The organism is Caldifermentibacillus hisashii (genome assembly GCF_039654145.1).
Lineage (GTDB): Bacteria > Bacillota > Bacilli > Bacillales > Caldibacillaceae > Caldifermentibacillus > Caldifermentibacillus hisashii.
In genome coordinates, this window is record NZ_CP155467.1 from 2,701,296 (window position 1) to 2,720,585 (window position 19,290).

Sequence of the window (19,290 nt, forward strand, 5' to 3'; positions counted from 1 at the left end):
TGCAAAAATGCGCAAAATCAAAATTCCGCAGAGTAATACGAAGGCTTGGGAGGGAAATTAGACATGCCTTAAGGAAAACCAGCCCATTTTTTACTATGGCCGGCTTTTTTCTAGTATAAGGCATTCGTTTTACTTCGCATCAAACCATGTCGGACCGTAAGCATAATCAACTTTCAATGGCACTTTAAGTTCAAGCGCATGCTCCATAACGTCCGGAACAATTTCCTTTAATTTTTCCACTTCATCTTCCGGCGCTTCAAAGATAAGTTCATCATGAACTTGTAAAAGGAGGCGTGCTTGTAATTTTTCCGTCTTTAATCTCTCGGCCATATCGATCATTGCTTTTTTAATGATATCAGCGGCACTCCCTTGAATCGGTGTATTCATGGCTGTCCGCTCGGCAAAACTGCGCACATTGAAATTCCGGCTCGTGATTTCAGGAATATAACGTCTCCGGTGTAATAATGTGGTGACATATCCATTTTGTTTTGCTTCTTGGACGATATCTTCCATATACTGTTTAACTTGCGGATAACTTTTAAAATAGCGTTCAATAAATTGACCGGCTTCTTTCCTTGTAATCCCTAAGTTTTGCGACAAACCATAATCACTGATGCCGTAAACGATACCGAAATTGACTGCTTTTGCCTGTCTTCGCATATTACTTGTCACTTCATCATGAGCAACATGAAAGACATCCATTGCCGTTTTTGTATGAATATCAAGGCCTTGTTTAAAGGCATCGATCAATCGTTCATCTCCCGAAATATGAGCAAGTACCCGTAACTCAATTTGCGAGTAATCCGCCGAAAACATCACCCAACCTTTTTCCGATGGGACAAATGCTTGCCTGATTTTTCGTCCTTCTTCTAAACGAATCGGGATATTTTGTAAATTCGGATCGGTGGAGCTGAGCCGCCCGGTTTGGGTTAACGCTTGATTAAAACGAGTATGGACTTTTCCGTCTTCCGGATTAACGACTTTCAATAAGCCTTCAATATACGTTGATTGTAATTTACCAAGTTGGCGATATGTTAAAATTTGATCAACAATCTCATGTTCCGTTTGCAATTTTTCCAATACATCCGCTGACGTTGAATAGCCGGTTTTTGTCTTTTTAATGACCGGTAAACCTAGTTTATCAAATAAAATGACACCGAGTTGTTTCGGGGAATTGATATTGAATGGTTCACCGGCCAATTGGTGAATTTTTCCTTCAATCTCATTTAACCGTTTTTTAATTTCTTCTCCCATTTCTTTCAAACGGTTTACATCAACTGCTACTCCGGTGCTTTCCATTTCCGCTAAAATTCTCGACAGCGGCATTTCTAGTTCGATAAATAGCTCGTATTGTTCATTTTTCTTCAGTTCATCAATCAAGCGATCTTTTAAATGGTAAATGGCCAAGGCTTTTCGAACGATGGTTTCAGCCCGTTCTTTATCCGTTAATGATGTCCGTTTTGCCCCTTTCCCATAAACTGTATCATCTGCTAATACTTGGTTGTAATGATGGGCTTTTGCGACATCACTAAAATCTTGGATTGTCTCGGACGGATTTAATAAGTAAGAGGCGATTAGTAAATCAAAGTCAAATCCGTTTACGTCCATACCAAGTTTTTGTAATGAAACAATCGTTCGTTTCGCATCATATACGGCAAGTTTCGTTTTTTCATCTTCAAGCCATGCTTTAAAAACCGAAGAAGATTTTACGACATCAACCGGAAGATAGTAATTTCCTGTATCATTGACCAGCCCCAGCCCGATGATTGGAGCATAATGGTAATTATCTTCAATGATTTCTACATATAGCGCACTATTTTGTTGTAATATTTCCTCGGTAATTTCTTTTACAAATTCGAATTCGACTTCTTCCAATTTCTGATCTTCAATCTGAACAGACGAATCCATTTTTTCAAGAAAAGATTGGAAGCCGAGTTCTTTATATAGTGAAACAAGCTTTTCTGTGTTTGCACCTTGATAATTAATGTCAGCTAATCCGATATCAATCGGCGCATCACGAAAAATCGTCGCTAATTGCTTACTCATTAATGCCTGATCTTTGTAAGTCGATAAGTTTTCTTGCAATTTTTTCCCGCTTACTTGGTCAACCGACTCTAATAAATTTTCAACCGAATGATATTGTTTTAACAGTTTGATAGCCGTTTTTTCCCCAATACCTGGAACGCCGGGAATATTGTCGCTTGCATCCCCCATCAAACCTTTCATATCAATAATTTGTTCCGGACTTAAGCCATACTTTTCTTTTATATGGTCAGGTGTATATTTTTCAATATCGGTAACACCTTTACGGGTAACTAAGACCGTTGTTTTTTCAGAAGCCAGCTGGGTTAAGTCTTTATCACCGGAAACGATTCGTACTTCAAAATTGTTTTCTTCAGCTTGTTTCGATAATGTTCCGATAATATCATCGGCTTCATAATTTTCCAGTTCGTATTGAGCAATTCCGTGTGCTTTTAATAATTCACGAAGATATGGAAATTGTTCGGATAATTCAGGGGGTGTTTTTTGCCGACCACCTTTATAATCACTAAAAGTTTCATGTCGAAAAGTCGTTTTTCCTGCATCAAAAGCGACTAATATATGTGTTGGTTTTTCTTCCTTTAAAATTTTTTCCAGCATCATGGCAAATCCGTAAACAGCATTTGTATGTATACCTTTATCATTATTCAATAGCGGCAAGGCGAAGAACGCACGGTATGCGACACTATTTCCGTCAATTAAAACTACTTTCTTATTCAAAATATAACCCCCGTTTCTTTTGACACTCGCTAATATTGTAGATTGCATCCGGCTTCTTATCATATGTTTCAAAAGCCAAATATAGATGAACCGAGTATACGGAATAAAAGAAATAGCCGTTTTCCTTACCTTATTCTAGCATGGAATGAAGGGAAAGGAAAACGACCGCATGATCAATTTACGAAAGTCTACTTATTCGACATATCCTTGTAGTAATCTCGCATATGGAGAGTTGGACGGTAAAATAATGACAGTTTGGTCATTAATTGTCTTTTTATACGACTCCAAAGTTCTAAACAAACGGTAGAATTCCGGGTCTTTCGAAAAAGCTTCATTATAAATTTGTGCAGCTTCCCCTTCCCCTTCTGACCGGATTACCTCGGCATCTGCTTTCGCTTTGGAAATCATTTCTTGGTATTCTCGATCGGTTTCAGCCATAATTTTATTTTTTTCCGCATCCCCTTGAGATAAATAGTCCTGAGCCGTAGATTCCCGCTCACTGATCATTCGGGTATAAACGGATTGTTCGTTTTCAGCAGGCAAATCGGTGCGCTTAATACGGACATCGGATACGACTATCCCATATTGGTCCTTCTTCAAAAGTTCATTTACTTGCTCAGTTACCCGGTCATTCAGGCTTCCGCGAGATGAATTTTCATCATTTATAATTTCATCGTAGTTTAACTGACCAAGTTCAGAACGGACAACGGAATAGACAAACTCCTCCATTCTTGCTTCGGCACTTTCCATCGTTCGTGCATTTATAATTAAGCTTTCAGGATCTTCAATTTTCCAAATCGCATAGTTATCGATAATCATCCTTTTCTTATCTTTCGTATTAATTTCCGACTGCTCGACGTCCAATGTCATTTGATATTTCGGCAATGTTGTGACGGTCTGGATAAACGGTACTTTTATATGAATGCCCGGATCACTGATGACTCGTTTAATTTCTCCAAACTGACGAACGATTTTATACTCCCCTTCTTTTACAATAAAAATATTGGTAAATATCAAGAATAGCAGGAGTAAAGTGATTAAAATAACGATACCGGTTTTAATCCATTTTCGAAATGGAATATCTGTTCTTTTTTTCTCCATATCAATTACTTTACCTTTACTCATTATTTTTTTCACTTCCTTCCTGTTTTGTTCCTGAACTTTGACTCTCGTTCGCGTTATTCTCTTTTCTTTCTAGCGGAGCAATCGGTAAATATTTCAATGTTTCACCATCATCATTCATAATATAAATTTGTGCATTAGGAAGCACTTGTTCTATCGTTTCAATTGTTAACCGTTCACGGGTCACATCCGGACTACTTTTATATTGTTCATACAAACGGTTGAAAACGGATACACTCCCTCTTGCTGCTTCAACACGTGCGGCTTTGTCTCCCTGTGCTCTTGACATAATCGCAGCGACTTCTCCCTCAGCCTCATTCATTTTTTGGTTACGATATTTTTGTGCCTCATTAATTTTTGTGTTCATCGTTTCTCTTGCGTCAGTTACATTGGTAAATGCCGCTCGGACTTCATCATTTGGCAATTCTACATCTTGTAATTTTACAGCCAAAATCGTAATGCCTATATCATATTTCGTGACCAAATCTGATAAAATTTCTCGGACATTCCCTTCAATATCCGCCCTGCCTGATGTTAATGCATCATCAATTTTCGAACTCCCGATAATACTACGTAACGATGCACTTGTCGCATCATACAAGATTTCTTGTGGTGCTTCCGAATTGTACAAATATTTAACCGGGTCTGTGATTTTCCATTGAACAACAAGATCTGCCAAAACGATATTTTCATCACCGGTAATCATTTTTGTATCATTTTGATTCTCTGAAACTACCTTCCCGCCTTTTTCCTTATAGCCAAATTGTAGACTATATGTTTCCTTGGACAGCTTATCTACCGTTTGAATCGGCCAAGGGAATTTAAACTTTAAACCAGGCTCCGTTACTGTATCCTCTGCCTTGCCGAATGTTAAAATAACCGCTTGCTCTGATTCATCAACCGTATACCAAGATGTGAATCCGACTAGTACGAGTAATAAAATCCCGATAACAATCCCCGCAACTGTATAAATCTGTTTCAGATTTACCATATAATCTCCCTCTCTAGATACTGTTTCAAATATATACGGATCAATTAACAGATAGGTTTCAGTAAATTTTCTGGTCCGGCGATTTCGCAGCCAGAAAATAAAAAAAGACTGTCCTATACATGGCTTTTGTCTGCTCTGTTCCCGTTGTTCCGTTTACGAGAAGACAGACATTATACCATAGGACAGCCCTCTATCCATCCAGTTCTTGGACGTTGGGGTTTTCATAACCAATATATACTGCCAATTTAAATTCTATGTGGAGGTTTTGTTAATTGTTTGTAAATTAAACTGTTTTTCCTGATCGTTTATAACTATTACGACTAGGTCATGTCATCTTATGACTTTTGGCATGATTTTCCATAACTTCACAATAAATCTTGACCCTTTACCAACTTCACTTTCAACATGAATCTCGCCATGATGTGCTTCCACAGAATGTTTGACAATGGCCAGGCCTAAACCGGTACCACCGGAGTTCCTGCTGCGTGCCCTATCAACCCGGTAAAATCGTTCAAAAATACGCGGAATTTCCTCCTTTTCAATGCCAATTCCCGTATCGGCAATGGAAATAACAACAAATTCATCATCATCTTGAATGTGAACTTCAACTTTACCCGAGGGCAACGTATATGCAATGGCATTTGACAGTAGATTGATGAAAATTTGTTGCAAACGTAATGAATCCCCTTCAACTGTTAAAGGTCGTTCTTCAAATATTTGAATATCAATTTGTTTATCTTCAGCACGTTTTCTCAAAGAATCAACAATATCATGAATCATTTTGTTCATTTCAACTTGATTAATATTTAATTTTAAATCTTCTTGTTCAATTTTCGATAATTCGAGCAGGTCATATACTAAAGATTGAAGTCGATTGCTTTCTTTCAATATAATATTTAAAAAAGACTCCAATGCCTTTTCATCATGAAGCGCCCCGTCTAATAATGTTTCGGTAAATCCTTTAATTGACGTAACCGGTGTTTTTAATTCATGAGAAACGTTTGCGACAAAATCTTTTCTAACTTTCTCTAATTTTTTGATCTCAGTAATATCATGAAAAACAAGGACAATCCCTTTCCATTCATTATTTGAACTAATAATTGGTGCGCCGTACACTTCAAGATTTTTCATCTGGATATGAATTGGAATCGTAATTTGTCTACGGATTTTTTGCTCTGTCATGAAAATATGTTCAATAATTTGTTTTACATCTTCATGTTCGAAAACTTCCAAATAAGTCTTTCCGATTATTTCGGTTTCTTCAACCCGAAACATTTCTTTGTACATTTGATTGGTTAAAATAATACAACCTTTGTCATCAATTAATATAAGTGGTATTCCCATATTTTCAATGACGGCACGCAACCGGTCATTTTGCATTTCCTGTTCCTTGGTAATCCTTTGCAAGTTTCTGGCTAAAATATTTAGTGAAGAGTTTAACTTGCTGAACTCATTATATGTATATTCATATGTCCGGGCTTGATAATTTCCTTTAGCCAACTCAATAGCTGTTTTGGTGGCCGATTCAACCGGTTTTATAAAATTTCTCGTAATTTTTGATCCGATAAATAAAATGACGATAAATGCCAAGCCAAGAATAACAAACAGCAATAGCCATAATTGTTTATGAGCAACCGTTAGTTCATCCAGCTCTGATGTGATAACTAATATACCGTCCACCTTGCCATTGATTTCAATGACATCCCACCAATAAAAAATATCCAATCCACTGCCAATATATTTCCTTCCGTTTTTATTTGTCTGGATACCTTTGACAATATCGGAAAGTACATCATGATGGTCTTTATATTTTTCGGCAGTTTCACCAATATCATAAATCACTTTACCATCTGTTGATAAAATGGTTATATTGGCATTGATCATTTCTTTTGCTTTCTTAATTTGATCGGTTTGAAGGGTAGAAGTCCCTCCTTGGTCTTCTATTTGCTGTATAATCAAATTCCCCTCTTTTTGAAATTCATCGAAGAAAGAGTTGATATAATAGGTTTTAAATAATTGACCTAGCAAAAGTCCTAAACCGATAAATACAGAAATAACTAATACAATTAGCGCAAGAAATAATCGATAGCGCAATTTTTTCATACTTTTGGCTCCTCAAATTTATAGCCAAGTCCACGAATGGTTTTAATATACTGCGGTTTTTTCGAGTTTGCCTCAATTTTATCCCGTAAATGACTAATGTGAACATCAACAATTCTTGTATCACCGGCAAAATCATAATTCCAAACTGCATTTAATAACTGATCACGGGTCAATACACGTCCTTTATTCTTTGTTAAATATAAGAGCAGTTCAAATTCTTTCGGAGTGAACTCCAGCAATTCCCCGCTTAAAAATACTTCATATCGGTCCGGAAATATTTCAAGGTTGCCGATATTAATTTTTATGCTATCCCCTTCCTTTTCTGACTGTTCAGGAAAATTATTTGTTCTCCGTAAAATTGCTTTAATCCGGGCAACAACTTCTCTTGGACTGAACGGTTTTGTCATATAATCATCGGCACCTAATTCCAAACCAAGAACTTTATCGATTTCATCATCCTTTGCTGTCAACATAAGAATAGGGGTATGTATATGTTCTCGCCGCAACTCTTTACATACTTCCATACCATCCATTTTTGGCAACATTAAATCAAGTACAATTAAGTTCGGGGATTCGGTCTTAGCTCTTTGAAATCCCTCTTCACCATCATATGCCGTCAACACATCAAATCCTGCTTGGCGTAAATTATATTCCAATAACGTAACAATGGATTCTTCATCATCGACAATTAGTATTTTTTTATCCATCCACTAAACTCCTCCATCAATTATTGAAGCCCCAACTTCCACTACTGGTATTTATTACACTTATTTATTTATCGGTTGATTTAAATATACCTGTACTAGTTGTGTCTTTCAAGATTTTTACCCTTTTATAGAATATTCATGTTCTCCCGGCTGTCAATTAAAATAACAAAAGCCCTCCTAAACGGAAAGGCCTGTTGTTACTGCTTTTTATCCAACCTTAACGGGGCAGTAAAACCCCCATTGATGGACTTCATACTAAAACACCAAGTACATTTTTAACTGATTCTGCTGACTTGTTTAATGCAATTTTTTCTTCTTCTGTTAGTTCAAGCTCAATGACTTTTTCAATTCCATTGCCACCGAGGATCGTCGGAACACCTAAGTAGATTCCATTGAAACCATATTCACCTTCTAAATAGGCAATAGCGGGAAGAATACGACGTTGGTCTTTTATAATAGCTTCCACCATTTGCGTAAGGGAGGCTGCAGGAGCGTAGTATGCACTGCCATTTCCTAACAAGTTAACAATTTCTCCGCCACCGGTTCTTGTTCTGGCAACAATTTCATCAAGACGTTCTTTTGGAAGCAGTTTTTCTAAAGGAATTCCACCAGCATAGGAGTAACGTACTAGTGGTACCATATCATCACCGTGCCCGCCTAAAACAAAACCTGTTACATCTTTAACAGAAATATTTAATTCTTGGGCGATAAATGTCCGAAAGCGAGCGGTATCCAATACACCGGACTGACCAATCACCCGACTTTTAGGAAGTCCGGACTCTTTATAAACCGTGTAGGTCATCGCATCCACCGGGTTTGTCAAAACAATGATGATACAATTAGGAGAATATTTAACAACCTCATGGGTAACAGCTTTCATAATCTTTTGATTTGTTTGCACAAGGTCATCGCGGCTCATTCCCGGTTTACGGGCAATCCCCGCTGTAATAACAACAATGTCTGAATCCTTCGTATCTTCATAATTGGACGTACCGATAATATTGGCATCAAATCCTTGTACAGGACTCGCTTCCAACATGTCTAAAGCTTTTCCTCTTGTCGGATTTTGCAATTGCGGAATATCGACAAGAACGACATCCCCCAGTTCCTTTTGAGCGATAAATAAGGCAGTGGTTGCACCGGTGAATCCAGCCCCAATGACAGAAATTTTACGTCTTGACATTTTAAATATCCCCCTTAGTTTGAATGAAATTTAGTTTAGAACTAAAGATTTCAAAATCTTTCTCCCAAACAAATTTAAAAAACTTATCGTGATAAAACTCCCCATCGACCAAGTCATAAAAAAATCGTTCTTAATAAAAAATACTTTTGTTCAGAGGATAGAAGGAGCTCCTTCCTCTTTGTTCGCCATGCTTATTTATAACAAAACGGTTTTGCAGAAGAAAAGAAGTCCCCACTCCTATAAACTTCTGCAAAAGTTGTTAACAGTTTATTCACCCATATTTTCAATTAATTTTGTCCCAAACTCAGAACATTTCACTTCAGTAGCCCCGTCCATCAGTCTGGCAAAGTCATATGTAACAACCTTTGAGGCAATCGTTTTTTCCATAGATTGAATAATCAAATTAGCTGCTTCTTTCCAGCCTAAATGTTCCAGCATTAACACACCGGACAAGATGACGGAAGAAGGATTAACTTTATCCAATCCGGCGTATTTCGGCGCAGTTCCGTGAGTAGCTTCAAAAATCGCATGACCGGTTTCATAGTTGATATTTGCCCCCGGTGCAATACCAATTCCACCCACCTGAGCAGCCAATGCATCAGAAATATAGTCACCGTTTAGGTTCATTGTAGCAACAACATCAAATTCACGCGGGCGAGTTAAAATTTGTTGTAGGAAAATATCGGCAATGACATCTTTGACAATAATTTTCCCTTGCGCTTCTGCATCCGCTTGAGCTTTGTTTGCAGCCTCTATACCGTTAGTTTCTTTAATGCGGTCGTATTCAGCCCAAGTAAATACTTGATCACCGAATTCTCTTTCCGCCAATTCATAACCCCAGTTTTTAAACGCACCTTCTGTAAATTTCATAATATTACCTTTGTGAACAAGAGTAACGGATTTGCGGCCTTCTCTTATGGCATAGTTAATCGCAGCACGTACTAAACGCTCTGTACCTTCTTTTGAAACAGGTTTTATACCAATTCCGGATGTTTCCGGGAAGCGAATTTTCTTTACACCCATTTCATTTTGTAAAAATTCAATTACTTTTTTCACTTCCGGTGTACCTTCTTTATATTCAATACCGGCATAAATGTCTTCGGTATTTTCGCGGAAAATAACCATATCTGTATCTTGTGGACGTTTTACCGGTGAAGGAACACCTTCAAACCAACGAACCGGACGTAAACAGACAAATAGGTCCAACTCTTGACGAAGGGCAACGTTTAAAGAGCGAATCCCTCCACCAATCGGAGTAGTCAACGGACCTTTAATGGCAATTATATTTTCACGAATGACATCCAATGTTTCTTCCGGTAACCATTCACCGGTTTTATTAAAAGCTTTTTCACCGGCATAAACTTCTTTCCACACAATTTTTCTTTGACCGCCATAAGCTTTTTCCACCGCTGCATCAAGAACACGTGATGAAGCAGCCCAGATATCCGGACCGGTCCCGTCTCCTTCAATGAATGGAATGATTGGATTGTTCGGTACATTTAGTACCCCATTCTGAACCGTAATTTTTTCTCCTTTTGTCATGTTAGTTCCCTCCAATTTCATGGTGAAAGGCTAGGAAAGTAAACATCTCCTAACCTTTTTATCTTTTTATTTATAAAGTAAAGCTGCAATCAATGGAAAAAATAATATCCCCACTAATTGTCAGCTGAACAAAACGACTTTATCTGGCTAACCTTTTCCGACCATTCTTCCATTTGGGCTGGCAGGGTTTCTTGGCTTACCGTTAGAGTAGGAGATTCATTCTCCATTATCAAAAAATGGATAAATGATTATTAACGTTTTTCCAAAGGTATATACACTTGTTTCGAAGGTCCGATATATTCTGCACGCGGACGAATTAACCGGTTGTTTTCATATTGTTCGAGAATATGAGCAAGCCATCCGGAAGTACGACTAGTTGCAAAAACTAAAGTAAACAAGTCGTGGTCGATTCCTAAGCTGTCATATACAGAAGCAGAATAAAAATCAACATTAGCCGGCAAATTCTTTTCACTAGTAACAATTTGTTCAATTTTTACAGATATATCGTACCATTTTGATTTTCCGGTTAGTTGTGTTAATTTCTCTGACATTTCTCTTAAATGTTTTGCACGTGGGTCGCCATTCCGATATACGCGATGACCAAATCCCATGATTTTTTCCTTATTGGCAAGTTTCTCTCGAATATACGGTTCAACATTTTCTATAGAACCAATTTCCGTCAACATTTTCATTACTTGTTCATTTGCACCGCCATGTAAAGGACCTTTTAATGCACCAATTGCTGCTGTAATACCTGAATAAATATCCGACAAAGTGGCCACACAAACGCGGGCAGTAAATGTTGAAGCATTCAATTCATGATCCGCATGAAGAACAAGTGCTTTGTCAAATGCTTCAACCGCTATTTTGTCCGGTTCTTTACCGGATAGCATATATAAGAAATTCGCAGCTAAACCGAGATCTTTACGAGGTGCGATCGGTTCCAATCCTTTTCGAATTCTCGAAAATGCTGTAACGATTGTAGGGATTTTTGCTTGGATGCGGATTGCTTTTCGATAGTTGGCATCACTTGTTTGAACATCTGCCTCCTCATCAAATAACCCAAGATAAGAAACAGCAGTTCGAAGTGCAGCCATTGGATGGACTTTATCACTTGGATATGCTTTCAAGTGGTCAATGACTTGACTTGGAACTTCCGCATTATTGGCTAGTTGAATTCTTAAATCTTCCAGCTCCACGGCATTTGGCAGGCGCCGATGCCATAGTAAAAAAACTACTTCTTCAAATGTGGCATTTTCAGCTAAATCATCAATATCATAACCAACATATGTCAATGTATCATCAATAATTGAACTAATTGATGAAGTTGCGGCAACTACCCCTTCTAACCCTTTTGTTGCAGTCATCAAAATTTCCCCCTTAATTTGAATTTTAAAAATTATCGTTTTAATATTATACTAGCAAATAATTATATTTAAAACAATCCTATCCCTTTCATTCGTTAACACCTAAAAACCTAGTAAAAATAATTAGAGATTAAATTCACCCTTTCTATGTATACATCAAAATTATAATGAGAATAATTGTTACAGGATATACCTTTATTTTATTATAAGATGACCAGATTTGAAAAAGAAAATGCTTACAAAAAAATATTTTTTAAGAAATCAATCCAATTTTCTTATGGTTTTCAGTTTTTCAATCCAATTATAACCGATAAAAATTAATTTGTGAATGGGGTATGAACAAAATGTGAATGTTTTTTTATTTTTTCACAAAAACATTTACGAACTAGTTTTTTCTTAAACTGGAAATTGATTATATTTACCGTTTTATTCATATTTTTTCTATTTTTTGTATCGAATGTGAATAAAGTTCAAAGGGAAAAATTAAATTTCACATATTTACAATTTTATTTTTTCGTTAATATAAGGTTTGAAGATTTGGTGCATGTAAATTCGATGGGAAAATGCTAAAATATGTGATGTAAGAATGTCTTTTTGCATCTTTTCAAAAATTGTCTTTTATAATGAAGATATTTATTCATATAGAGGAAAAAACGGAATATTTTAGTACAAGGGTTCTTCCAAAAACGCATGCTATACAAAAATTTTAATAGAGCAGGAGGCATTATTATTGAATTCCGTTTATGTTCAACGCACTATCCGTTTCTTATTGATTCTGGCTGCCATCATCGCATTTATTCTTGCAATTTACTTCCTATCTTCATTGACCTATCCTTTCATCATTGCTTGGGGCATTGCCTTTATGATGAATCCGTTGGTCAATTTTTTGCAAGTAAAAGGAAGAATACCAAGGGCTATCAGTGTTTTAATTGTTCTTATATTAATTTTCGGTGCGTTAGCCGGTTTATTAACATTATTGATCACACAATTGATTTCGGGAACTGAATATTTGTCCAACACGCTTCCGAATCATATAAATAATATCGTTAAGTATATAGAGAATTGGATTACCGGTACAGTCACCCCCTTTTTTAATAATTTAACAAGTATGTTCAATAATTTAAATGAGGGACAGCAGGAAACAATTATTCAAAACATCAATGATATCGGGGCTAACATTGCTTCTACGCTCGGAAATTTTTTACAATCGATGCTAAAAAAAATTCCTGCATTTATTTCATGGTTTCCAAACGCAGCAACAGTTCTCATTTTTACATTGCTGGCCACCTTCTTTATCAGTAAAGATTGGTACAAGCTAAAAAGAATGGCAGGGAAATTTATTCCGATTCGGTTTCGGCGAGGTAGTATGAAGGTTTATATCGACCTAAGAAAAGCACTATTTGGTTTTATTCGTGCCCAAGTAACATTAATTTCAATCACTGCCATCACAGTTTTAATCGGTCTGCTTATTTTACGTGTTAATTACGCTATTGCCATTGCTTTTATTACCGGAATCATTGATTTGCTACCGTATCTTGGCACCGGTTTAGTATTTGTCCCATGGATTATTTATGAATTTATCGTCAATAATTATTCGTTGGGAATTGGTTTATTAGTTCTTTACATTGTTGTTCTCGTGCAACGGCAAATCATAGAACCAAAAATTGTCTCTACCAATATTGGTATTAGTCCTTTAGCTTCTTTGGTTTCCATTTTTATTGGCTTGCAATTATTTGGATTTGTCGGTTTGATTATCGGACCAATTGTTGCAGTTCTATTGAATACCTTGTATAAGGCCAATGCCTTTCACCGGTTGTGGGATTTTGTTATCGGGCAGAAGTAGTGTAATCATTGCATCAAGATTACAATAGATGTCGCATAAAACTTTATGTATACGAGAAGTAAATATGCGAAGGAAAATAAATGACAAAAAAAGGGAGGGCGTATTCACCTACTAATGATTAGGTAAATACGGAAACCTCCCTAGTTTATTTAATCAATATAAATTGTCCGTTTATCAATCCATCGTTGAAACCACTTAATAAGGAGCGGTTTAATGAGTTTTCTTGTAGGAGGGAGAAGCAAAATTAATCCAAGACAATCAGTAATAAATCCAGGAGAAATTAACAAGCTGCCACCTAAGAAGATACAGATACCTTCTAATAAAACATCACCGGGAGGATAGCCGGCACGAACCGCATCTTGAGCCTTTCGCATGACTTCCAAGCCCTGCCTTTTTGTCAGAAAGGCACCAAGGATTCCTGTGAAAATAATGATCAGTACCGTATTCCACACGCCAATCGTTTTTCCCGATAATAAAAACACACCTATTTCAAGCGCAGGCAGAATAATAAAAACCAGTATGAAAAATCGCATTTCCCCACCGCCTATCTTCGGTTCCCTTCGTTTGATTGAATTTAACCTAAATGTTTACAAAAACATCAAATCTTTATCTATTCCGGAAAACTTCTACCAACTAAAGAAGTGGGCTTTCTCATGCGGAAAATCTGTAAAATTGATGATAAATTTGAAGCAATTGGCAGTGCCCAATTGCTCCAATGTATATCTATAGTACACTATTATGGCCTTCATAAACAAGCCCGGTGTTTGCATCTACCGTTACTACCTGGCCGTCTTTCAAAATCGACAATGCATCTTTTACACCAACGATGACCGGAATCCCCAGATTTAAGCCAACAACAGCTGCATGACTGGTCAAACCGCCTTCTTCCGTAATCAATGCTTGACATTTTTCAAGTGCAGGCATCATGTCGCGATCCGTTGAAAATGTAACAAGTACTGAATGTTCACTTACTTTTTCCAGTACTTCTTTACTGTTTTTAGCAATGACAACTTTTCCAAATGCATTTTTTCTGCCAATCCCTTGACCTTTTGCCAGCACACTGCCGACCACATGAATTTTCATCATGTTTGTTGTACCTGCTTCACCAACCGGAACTCCTGCCGTAATTACTACATTGTCTCCGTGTTTCACGATACCGCTTTTCAGACTTTCACTTACGGATTTTTCAAGCATTTCATCAATTGATTCTGATCTTTTGCCTAATTGTGGATAAACGCCCCAAACTAATAAAAGTTGTTTCATGACTTTTTCATGACTTGTGACAGCAACAATTGGTGCAGCCGGGCGATATTTTGATACCATTCTTGCCGTATGACCGCTTTCTGTTGGAGTAATAACAGCATCAATATCCAGGTTAATGACAGCATGGGCAACGGATTGACAAATAGCATCCGTAATATTATGTTCAATTTCTTTTGAGCGTAAGGCTAATATTCCTTTATGATTTAATGCACTTTCAGCTCGAACGGCTATATTATGCATCGTTTGTACTGCTTCAACCGGATATTTTCCTGCAGCCGTTTCACCGGAAAGCATAATTGCATCTGTTCCGTCAAAAATCGCATTGGCTACATCACTTGCCTCAGCTCTTGTCGGACGAGGATTTCTTTGCATAGAATCCAACATTTGCGTAGCAGTAATAACCGGTTTGGCCAGTTTATTACATTTTTTTATAAGCAATTTTTGTACCAATGGGACTTCTTCAGCCGGAATTTCTACCCCAAGGTCACCGCGCGCAACCATTAAGCCGTCGCTTACTTCTAAAATTTCGTCAATTTTATCGACGCCTTCTTGGTTTTCGATTTTTGGAATAATATGGATATGAGGCGCATTTTGTTGCTCGAGTAGTTCGCGAATTTCTAAAACATCACTGGGACGTCGAACAAAGGAAGCTGCAATAAAATCAATTCCTTGCTCAATCCCAAAAACAATATCACTTGCATCTTTATCAGTAATACCCGGCAAATTAACAGATACGCCCGGTACATTCACACCTTTTTTATTTTTTAAAACCCCTCCATTTAAAACTTTGGTCACTATTTCTTTTTTATCTTTATGAACATCAATGACTTCAAGTCCAATGAGTCCATCATCCAATAAAATTTTTCCTCCGACTTGAACATCATCAATCAAACCCTCGTATGTAACGGAGAATTTTTCTTGTGTACCGAGAACTTCTTCCATTGAAATTGTTACTGTATTTCCTTCAATCAGTTCGATGGCATCATTTTCCATATTATGAGTACGAATTTCAGGACCTTTCGTATCAAGCAAAAGGGCAACATGTTTCCCGGTAATTTTTTCAGCTTCACGAATATTTTTAATTCTGGCTGCATGTTCTTCGTAGTCACCATGAGAAAAGTTTAATCGTGCTACATTCATGCCTGCTTCAATTAACTGTACTAATTTTTCAACACTTTCACTGGCCGGACCTATTGTACAAACTATTTTTGTTCTTCTCATTTCAATTATCCTCCTGATCTTAAATCGATAATTCTTTTGCCAATCGAATAATTTCATTATCGATCTTATGTGGTTGATTAATAATTTCAGAAATGGCATGATCCACAATAGTATTTTTTACAATTCCTACCGCTCTGCCACCTTTTCCTTCGAGCAGCAATTCTACAGCACGTGCACCTAAGCGGCTTGCCAAAAAACGATCCGTTGCAGATGGAGAACCACCGCGTTGTATATGCCCCAGGACGGATACACGGACATCAGCATCAATTCTCTCTTTTAATTGTTCAGCTAATTTAACACCGCTCATTACACCTTCTGCAACGACAATAATGCTGTGCCGTTTTCCTCTTTGTTTACCGCGATTTAGACGGTCAACGATGTTATCAATTGTTTCTTTTTCTTCCGGAATCAGAATCGTTTCGGCTCCACCGGCAAGACCGGACCAAAGAGCAATATCACCTGCACCTCTTCCCATCACTTCAATGACGAATGTCCGATCATGTGAAGAAGCGGTATCGCGGATTTTATCGATCGCATCAATAACGGTATTTATCGCCGTATCAAAACCAATGGTAAATTCTGTACCGCTAATATCATTATCAATTGTTCCCGGCACACCGACGCAAGGAAAACCGAGGTTTGTTAAAGCGTTCGCACCACGGTAAGAACCGTCGCCACCAATAACAACCAATCCTTCTATTCCATGTTTATGTAATTGTTCTAAACCTTGTTTTTGTACCTCAGGATTGACAAACTCCGGCAAGCGGGCTGAGCGAAGAATCGTACCGCCGCGATGAATAATATCACCGACGGAACCTAACTCCAGTTTTTCGATATTCCCATTTACTAGTCCATGAAAACCATGATAAATCCCGTAAACTTCCAGATCATGATAAATTCCTTTACGAACGACTGCACGGATTGCAGCATTCATACCTGGAGAATCGCCACCACTTGTTAAAACAGCAATTTTTTTCATGACAAACACCTCACCTACATAATTATATTGATATTTCTATATTTCTTTGTTCATTATTAAACAAATTTCATATTTACCTTACCACGATACTTTCTTAAACTCAATAAGATATGGAACCCAAATTTAAAAAACAAAACCATTTTTCAAAAGTAATCGCTTTCTTTGGTGATAAAACGTTATCTATTTTACAAATCTGTTAACATTGTAAAGAAAAGTAAGATTCTGCTTCGTCACTTCTTTTATGAAACTAGACAATAAAACTAATCTAAGTTGTTCACTTGTTTTTATATACTTTCTTATTCTGTAAAAAAGAACGTGCATTATACACGTTCCTCAGCTAGTTCTTAAACTATTCTACGGTGTACTGACCGATCTTAGCAAATTTTTGATAACGGTCTTGAACAAGTTCATTTTTCGATAACTTGGACAACTCATCCAAAGATTTTTTCAAAACAGTGTCAATTAAATTTGCCTGTTCCTTAATATTATTATGAGCTCCCCCCTTGACTTCGGGGATGATCTCATCGATGACTTCTAATTGCTTTAAGTCTTGGGCTGTAATTTTCATTGATTCTGCCGCTTTTTTCGCAAGGGTTGCATCCTTCCAAAGAATCGAAGCTGCACCTTCAGGGGAAATGACTGAATACGTCGAGTTCTCCAACATATGTATATGATTTCCAACACCTAATGCCAGTGCCCCGCCGCTACCACCTTCACCGATAACGATACAAACAATCGGAACAGTTAGCCCTGCCATTTCAAAAAGATTTCTGGCAATGGCCTCACTTTGTCCCCTTTCTTCCGCTGCTTTTCCGGGGTAGGCTCCCTTAGTATCAATAAAGCAAATAATCGGGCGGTTAAATTTTTGAGCTTGGAACATTAGGCGCAATGCTTTTCGATACCCTTCTGGATGCGGCATACCGAAATTACGGCGAATATTTTCCTTCGTATCTTTGCCACGCTGATGTCCAATAACTGTTACCGGCCTTCCTTTGTATTTGGCAATCCCTGCAACAATAGCTTCATCGTCGCCAAAGGTACGATCGCCATGACATTCAAAGAAATCTTCAAATAAATAATTTATATAATCTAGTGTCGTCGGGCGATTCGGATGTCTTGCAATTTGTACTCGATCCCATGGCTCTAAATTTTTATAAATTTCTTCTTCCAAATTGTGAAGTCGTAATTCCAATTTTTCAATTTCATCGGTTAAGTCGACATCGGCATTTTGTGTAATTAATTTTAGCTCGTCCAATTTTTTACGTAAATTAATGAGCGGCTTTTCAAATTCCAGTTCTACCGTCATTCTGTAACACCTCCAATATGATGCAGTTCGAGAATAAGCGATATTTTTTTGCGCATCTCTTTCCGATGGATGACTGCATCTAATTGTCCGTGTTTTAACTGGAATTCTGCGGTTTGAAAATCTTCGGGAAGTTCTTCATGAATGGTTTGTTCGATGACCCGCTTTCCGGCAAAACCGATTAATGCTCCAGGTTCAGCAAGGTTAAAATCTCCTAAAGAAGCGAAACTAGCTGAAACGCCGCCGGTTGTCGGATGAGTCATAACAGTAATGATTAGTCCTCCATGATCGCTGAATCGTTTTAAAGCGGCACTTGTTTTAGCCATTTGCATGAGGCTTAAGACTCCTTCTTGCATTCTGGCACCGCCGGAAGCTGTAAAAATGATGAACGGTAAATGTAATTCATCTGCTTTTTCAATGGCACGCGTTATTTTTTCACCGACAACGGACCCCATGCTCCCCATTCGGAAAAATGAATCCATAACGGCAATGACGACCGGTTTTTCCTCAATCTTTCCTGTTCCGGTTACAACTGCTTCATTCATTTTCATTTTCCTGCGATCTTTTTCTACTTTTTCTACATATTCAGGGAAGCCAAGTGGATTAACGGTAACCAATTCTTTATCCATCTCAGCAAAGGAATTTTCATCAAGAATACTTGATAACCGTTCTTTTGCATTCATTGGGAAATGGTAATCACAATGTAAACAGATTTTCATATTTTGCTCGATTTCACGTGTAAACATAATTTTTTTACAGTTCGGGCATTTCGTCATAATACCGACTGGAACATCATCGGTTGCAGACGGTACAGGAATAGTTGCATATGTTTTCTTGTTTTTAGAAAAAATATCTCTTAGCAAGGTATTTCCCCCTTGTCTCTTTCACTAAGCTTGACTGAAATTA

Annotated in this window: 14 protein-coding genes; 1 reads left to right on the plus strand and 13 read right to left on the minus strand. The window is 37.5% G+C overall.

The annotated features are described in order from the left end of the window. Positions 1 to 129: 129 nt before the first annotated feature. The 8 genes from polA to citZ form a co-directional block, all read right to left on the minus strand. The gene (gene polA / locus NSQ14_RS13145) at positions 130 to 2,760 is read right to left on the minus strand and encodes a DNA polymerase I (protein WP_041846468.1); all 2,631 of its coding nucleotides are present in this window, start codon (positions 2,758 to 2,760) and stop codon (positions 130 to 132) included. Between the two features lie 192 nt (positions 2,761 to 2,952). Beyond that, a complete protein-coding gene (gene hflC, locus NSQ14_RS13150; protein WP_034771642.1) occupies positions 2,953 to 3,885 on the minus strand; it encodes a protease modulator HflC in 933 nt (310 codons plus the stop codon). Continuing rightward, on the minus strand, positions 3,878 to 4,873 hold the full coding sequence (gene hflK, locus NSQ14_RS13155) for an FtsH protease activity modulator HflK (RefSeq protein ID WP_041846467.1): 996 nt from the start codon (positions 4,871 to 4,873) through the stop codon (positions 3,878 to 3,880). The genes hflC and hflK overlap by 8 nt, the downstream gene beginning before the upstream one ends. A gap of 330 nt (positions 4,874 to 5,203) precedes the next feature. Next, entirely contained in the window at positions 5,204 to 6,976 is a 1,773-nt protein-coding gene (gene pnpS / locus NSQ14_RS13160) for a two-component system histidine kinase PnpS (protein WP_041846466.1), read from the minus strand. Continuing rightward, positions 6,973 to 7,683: a response regulator transcription factor gene (locus tag NSQ14_RS13165; RefSeq protein ID WP_034771647.1), complete on the minus strand. Its 711-nt coding sequence runs from the start codon at positions 7,681 to 7,683 to the stop codon at positions 6,973 to 6,975. The genes pnpS and NSQ14_RS13165 overlap by 4 nt, the downstream gene beginning before the upstream one ends. A gap of 250 nt (positions 7,684 to 7,933) precedes the next feature. Next, a complete protein-coding gene (mdh, locus tag NSQ14_RS13170) occupies positions 7,934 to 8,866 on the minus strand; it encodes a malate dehydrogenase (RefSeq protein ID WP_041846465.1) in 933 nt (310 codons plus the stop codon). A 267-nt stretch (positions 8,867 to 9,133) separates the two neighbouring features. Then, entirely contained in the window at positions 9,134 to 10,408 is a 1,275-nt protein-coding gene (gene icd, locus NSQ14_RS13175; protein ID WP_041846464.1) for an NADP-dependent isocitrate dehydrogenase, read from the minus strand. 251 nt (positions 10,409 to 10,659) lie between these two features. Next, a complete protein-coding gene (gene citZ, locus NSQ14_RS13180; RefSeq protein ID WP_041903835.1) occupies positions 10,660 to 11,775 on the minus strand; it encodes a citrate synthase in 1,116 nt (371 codons plus the stop codon). Between the two features lie 730 nt (positions 11,776 to 12,505). On the opposite strand from citZ, the gene ytvI reads away from it, so the two are divergent. Next, positions 12,506 to 13,618: a sporulation integral membrane protein YtvI gene (gene ytvI / locus NSQ14_RS13185; protein ID WP_041903833.1), complete on the plus strand. Its 1,113-nt coding sequence runs from the start codon at positions 12,506 to 12,508 to the stop codon at positions 13,616 to 13,618. Between the two features lie 149 nt (positions 13,619 to 13,767). Here ytvI and NSQ14_RS13190 read toward each other — a convergent pair whose 3' ends face one another. The 5 genes from NSQ14_RS13190 to accD form a co-directional block, all read right to left on the minus strand. Then, positions 13,768 to 14,151 carry an FxsA family protein gene (locus NSQ14_RS13190; RefSeq protein WP_041903832.1) on the minus strand — a complete coding sequence of 128 codons (384 nt, stop codon included), beginning with the start codon at positions 14,149 to 14,151 and terminating at the stop codon, positions 13,768 to 13,770. 190 nt (positions 14,152 to 14,341) lie between these two features. Continuing rightward, positions 14,342 to 16,102 carry a pyruvate kinase gene (pyk, locus tag NSQ14_RS13195; RefSeq protein ID WP_041846462.1) on the minus strand — a complete coding sequence of 587 codons (1,761 nt, stop codon included), beginning with the start codon at positions 16,100 to 16,102 and terminating at the stop codon, positions 14,342 to 14,344. A 19-nt stretch (positions 16,103 to 16,121) separates the two neighbouring features. Then, on the minus strand, positions 16,122 to 17,081 hold the full coding sequence (gene pfkA / locus NSQ14_RS13200; RefSeq protein ID WP_041846461.1) for a 6-phosphofructokinase: 960 nt from the start codon (positions 17,079 to 17,081) through the stop codon (positions 16,122 to 16,124). Positions 17,082 to 17,430: 349 nt separating this feature from the next. Beyond that, positions 17,431 to 18,387: an acetyl-CoA carboxylase carboxyl transferase subunit alpha gene (accA, locus tag NSQ14_RS13205; RefSeq protein ID WP_034771657.1), complete on the minus strand. Its 957-nt coding sequence runs from the start codon at positions 18,385 to 18,387 to the stop codon at positions 17,431 to 17,433. Further along, positions 18,384 to 19,247 carry an acetyl-CoA carboxylase, carboxyltransferase subunit beta gene (gene accD, locus NSQ14_RS13210; protein ID WP_034771658.1) on the minus strand — a complete coding sequence of 288 codons (864 nt, stop codon included), beginning with the start codon at positions 19,245 to 19,247 and terminating at the stop codon, positions 18,384 to 18,386. Before accD ends, accA begins: the two co-directional genes overlap by 4 nt. Positions 19,248 to 19,290: the final 43 nt, after the last annotated feature.

Bases quoted from the DNA above. Each gene is read 5' to 3' on its own strand.
- hflC (WP_034771642.1), bottom strand. From the start codon at position 3,885: ATGAGTAAAGGTAAAGTAATTGATATGGAGAAAAAAAGAACAGATATT.
- hflK (WP_041846467.1), bottom strand. From the start codon at position 4,873: ATGGTAAATCTGAAACAGATTTATACAGTTGCGGGGATTGTTATCGGG.
- pnpS (WP_041846466.1), bottom strand. From the start codon at position 6,976: ATGAAAAAATTGCGCTATCGATTATTTCTTGCGCTAATTGTATTAGTT.
- NSQ14_RS13165 (WP_034771647.1), bottom strand. From the start codon at position 7,683: ATGGATAAAAAAATACTAATTGTCGATGATGAAGAATCCATTGTTACG.
- mdh (WP_041846465.1), bottom strand. From the start codon at position 8,866: ATGTCAAGACGTAAAATTTCTGTCATTGGGGCTGGATTCACCGGTGCA.
- icd (WP_041846464.1), bottom strand. From the start codon at position 10,408: ATGACAAAAGGAGAAAAAATTACGGTTCAGAATGGGGTACTAAATGTA.
- citZ (WP_041903835.1), bottom strand. From the start codon at position 11,775: ATGACTGCAACAAAAGGGTTAGAAGGGGTAGTTGCCGCAACTTCATCA.
- NSQ14_RS13190 (WP_041903832.1), bottom strand. From the start codon at position 14,151: ATGCGATTTTTCATACTGGTTTTTATTATTCTGCCTGCGCTTGAAATA.
- pyk (WP_041846462.1), bottom strand. From the start codon at position 16,102: ATGAGAAGAACAAAAATAGTTTGTACAATAGGTCCGGCCAGTGAAAGT.
- pfkA (WP_041846461.1), bottom strand. From the start codon at position 17,081: ATGAAAAAAATTGCTGTTTTAACAAGTGGTGGCGATTCTCCAGGTATG.
- accA (WP_034771657.1), bottom strand. From the start codon at position 18,387: ATGACGGTAGAACTGGAATTTGAAAAGCCGCTCATTAATTTACGTAAA.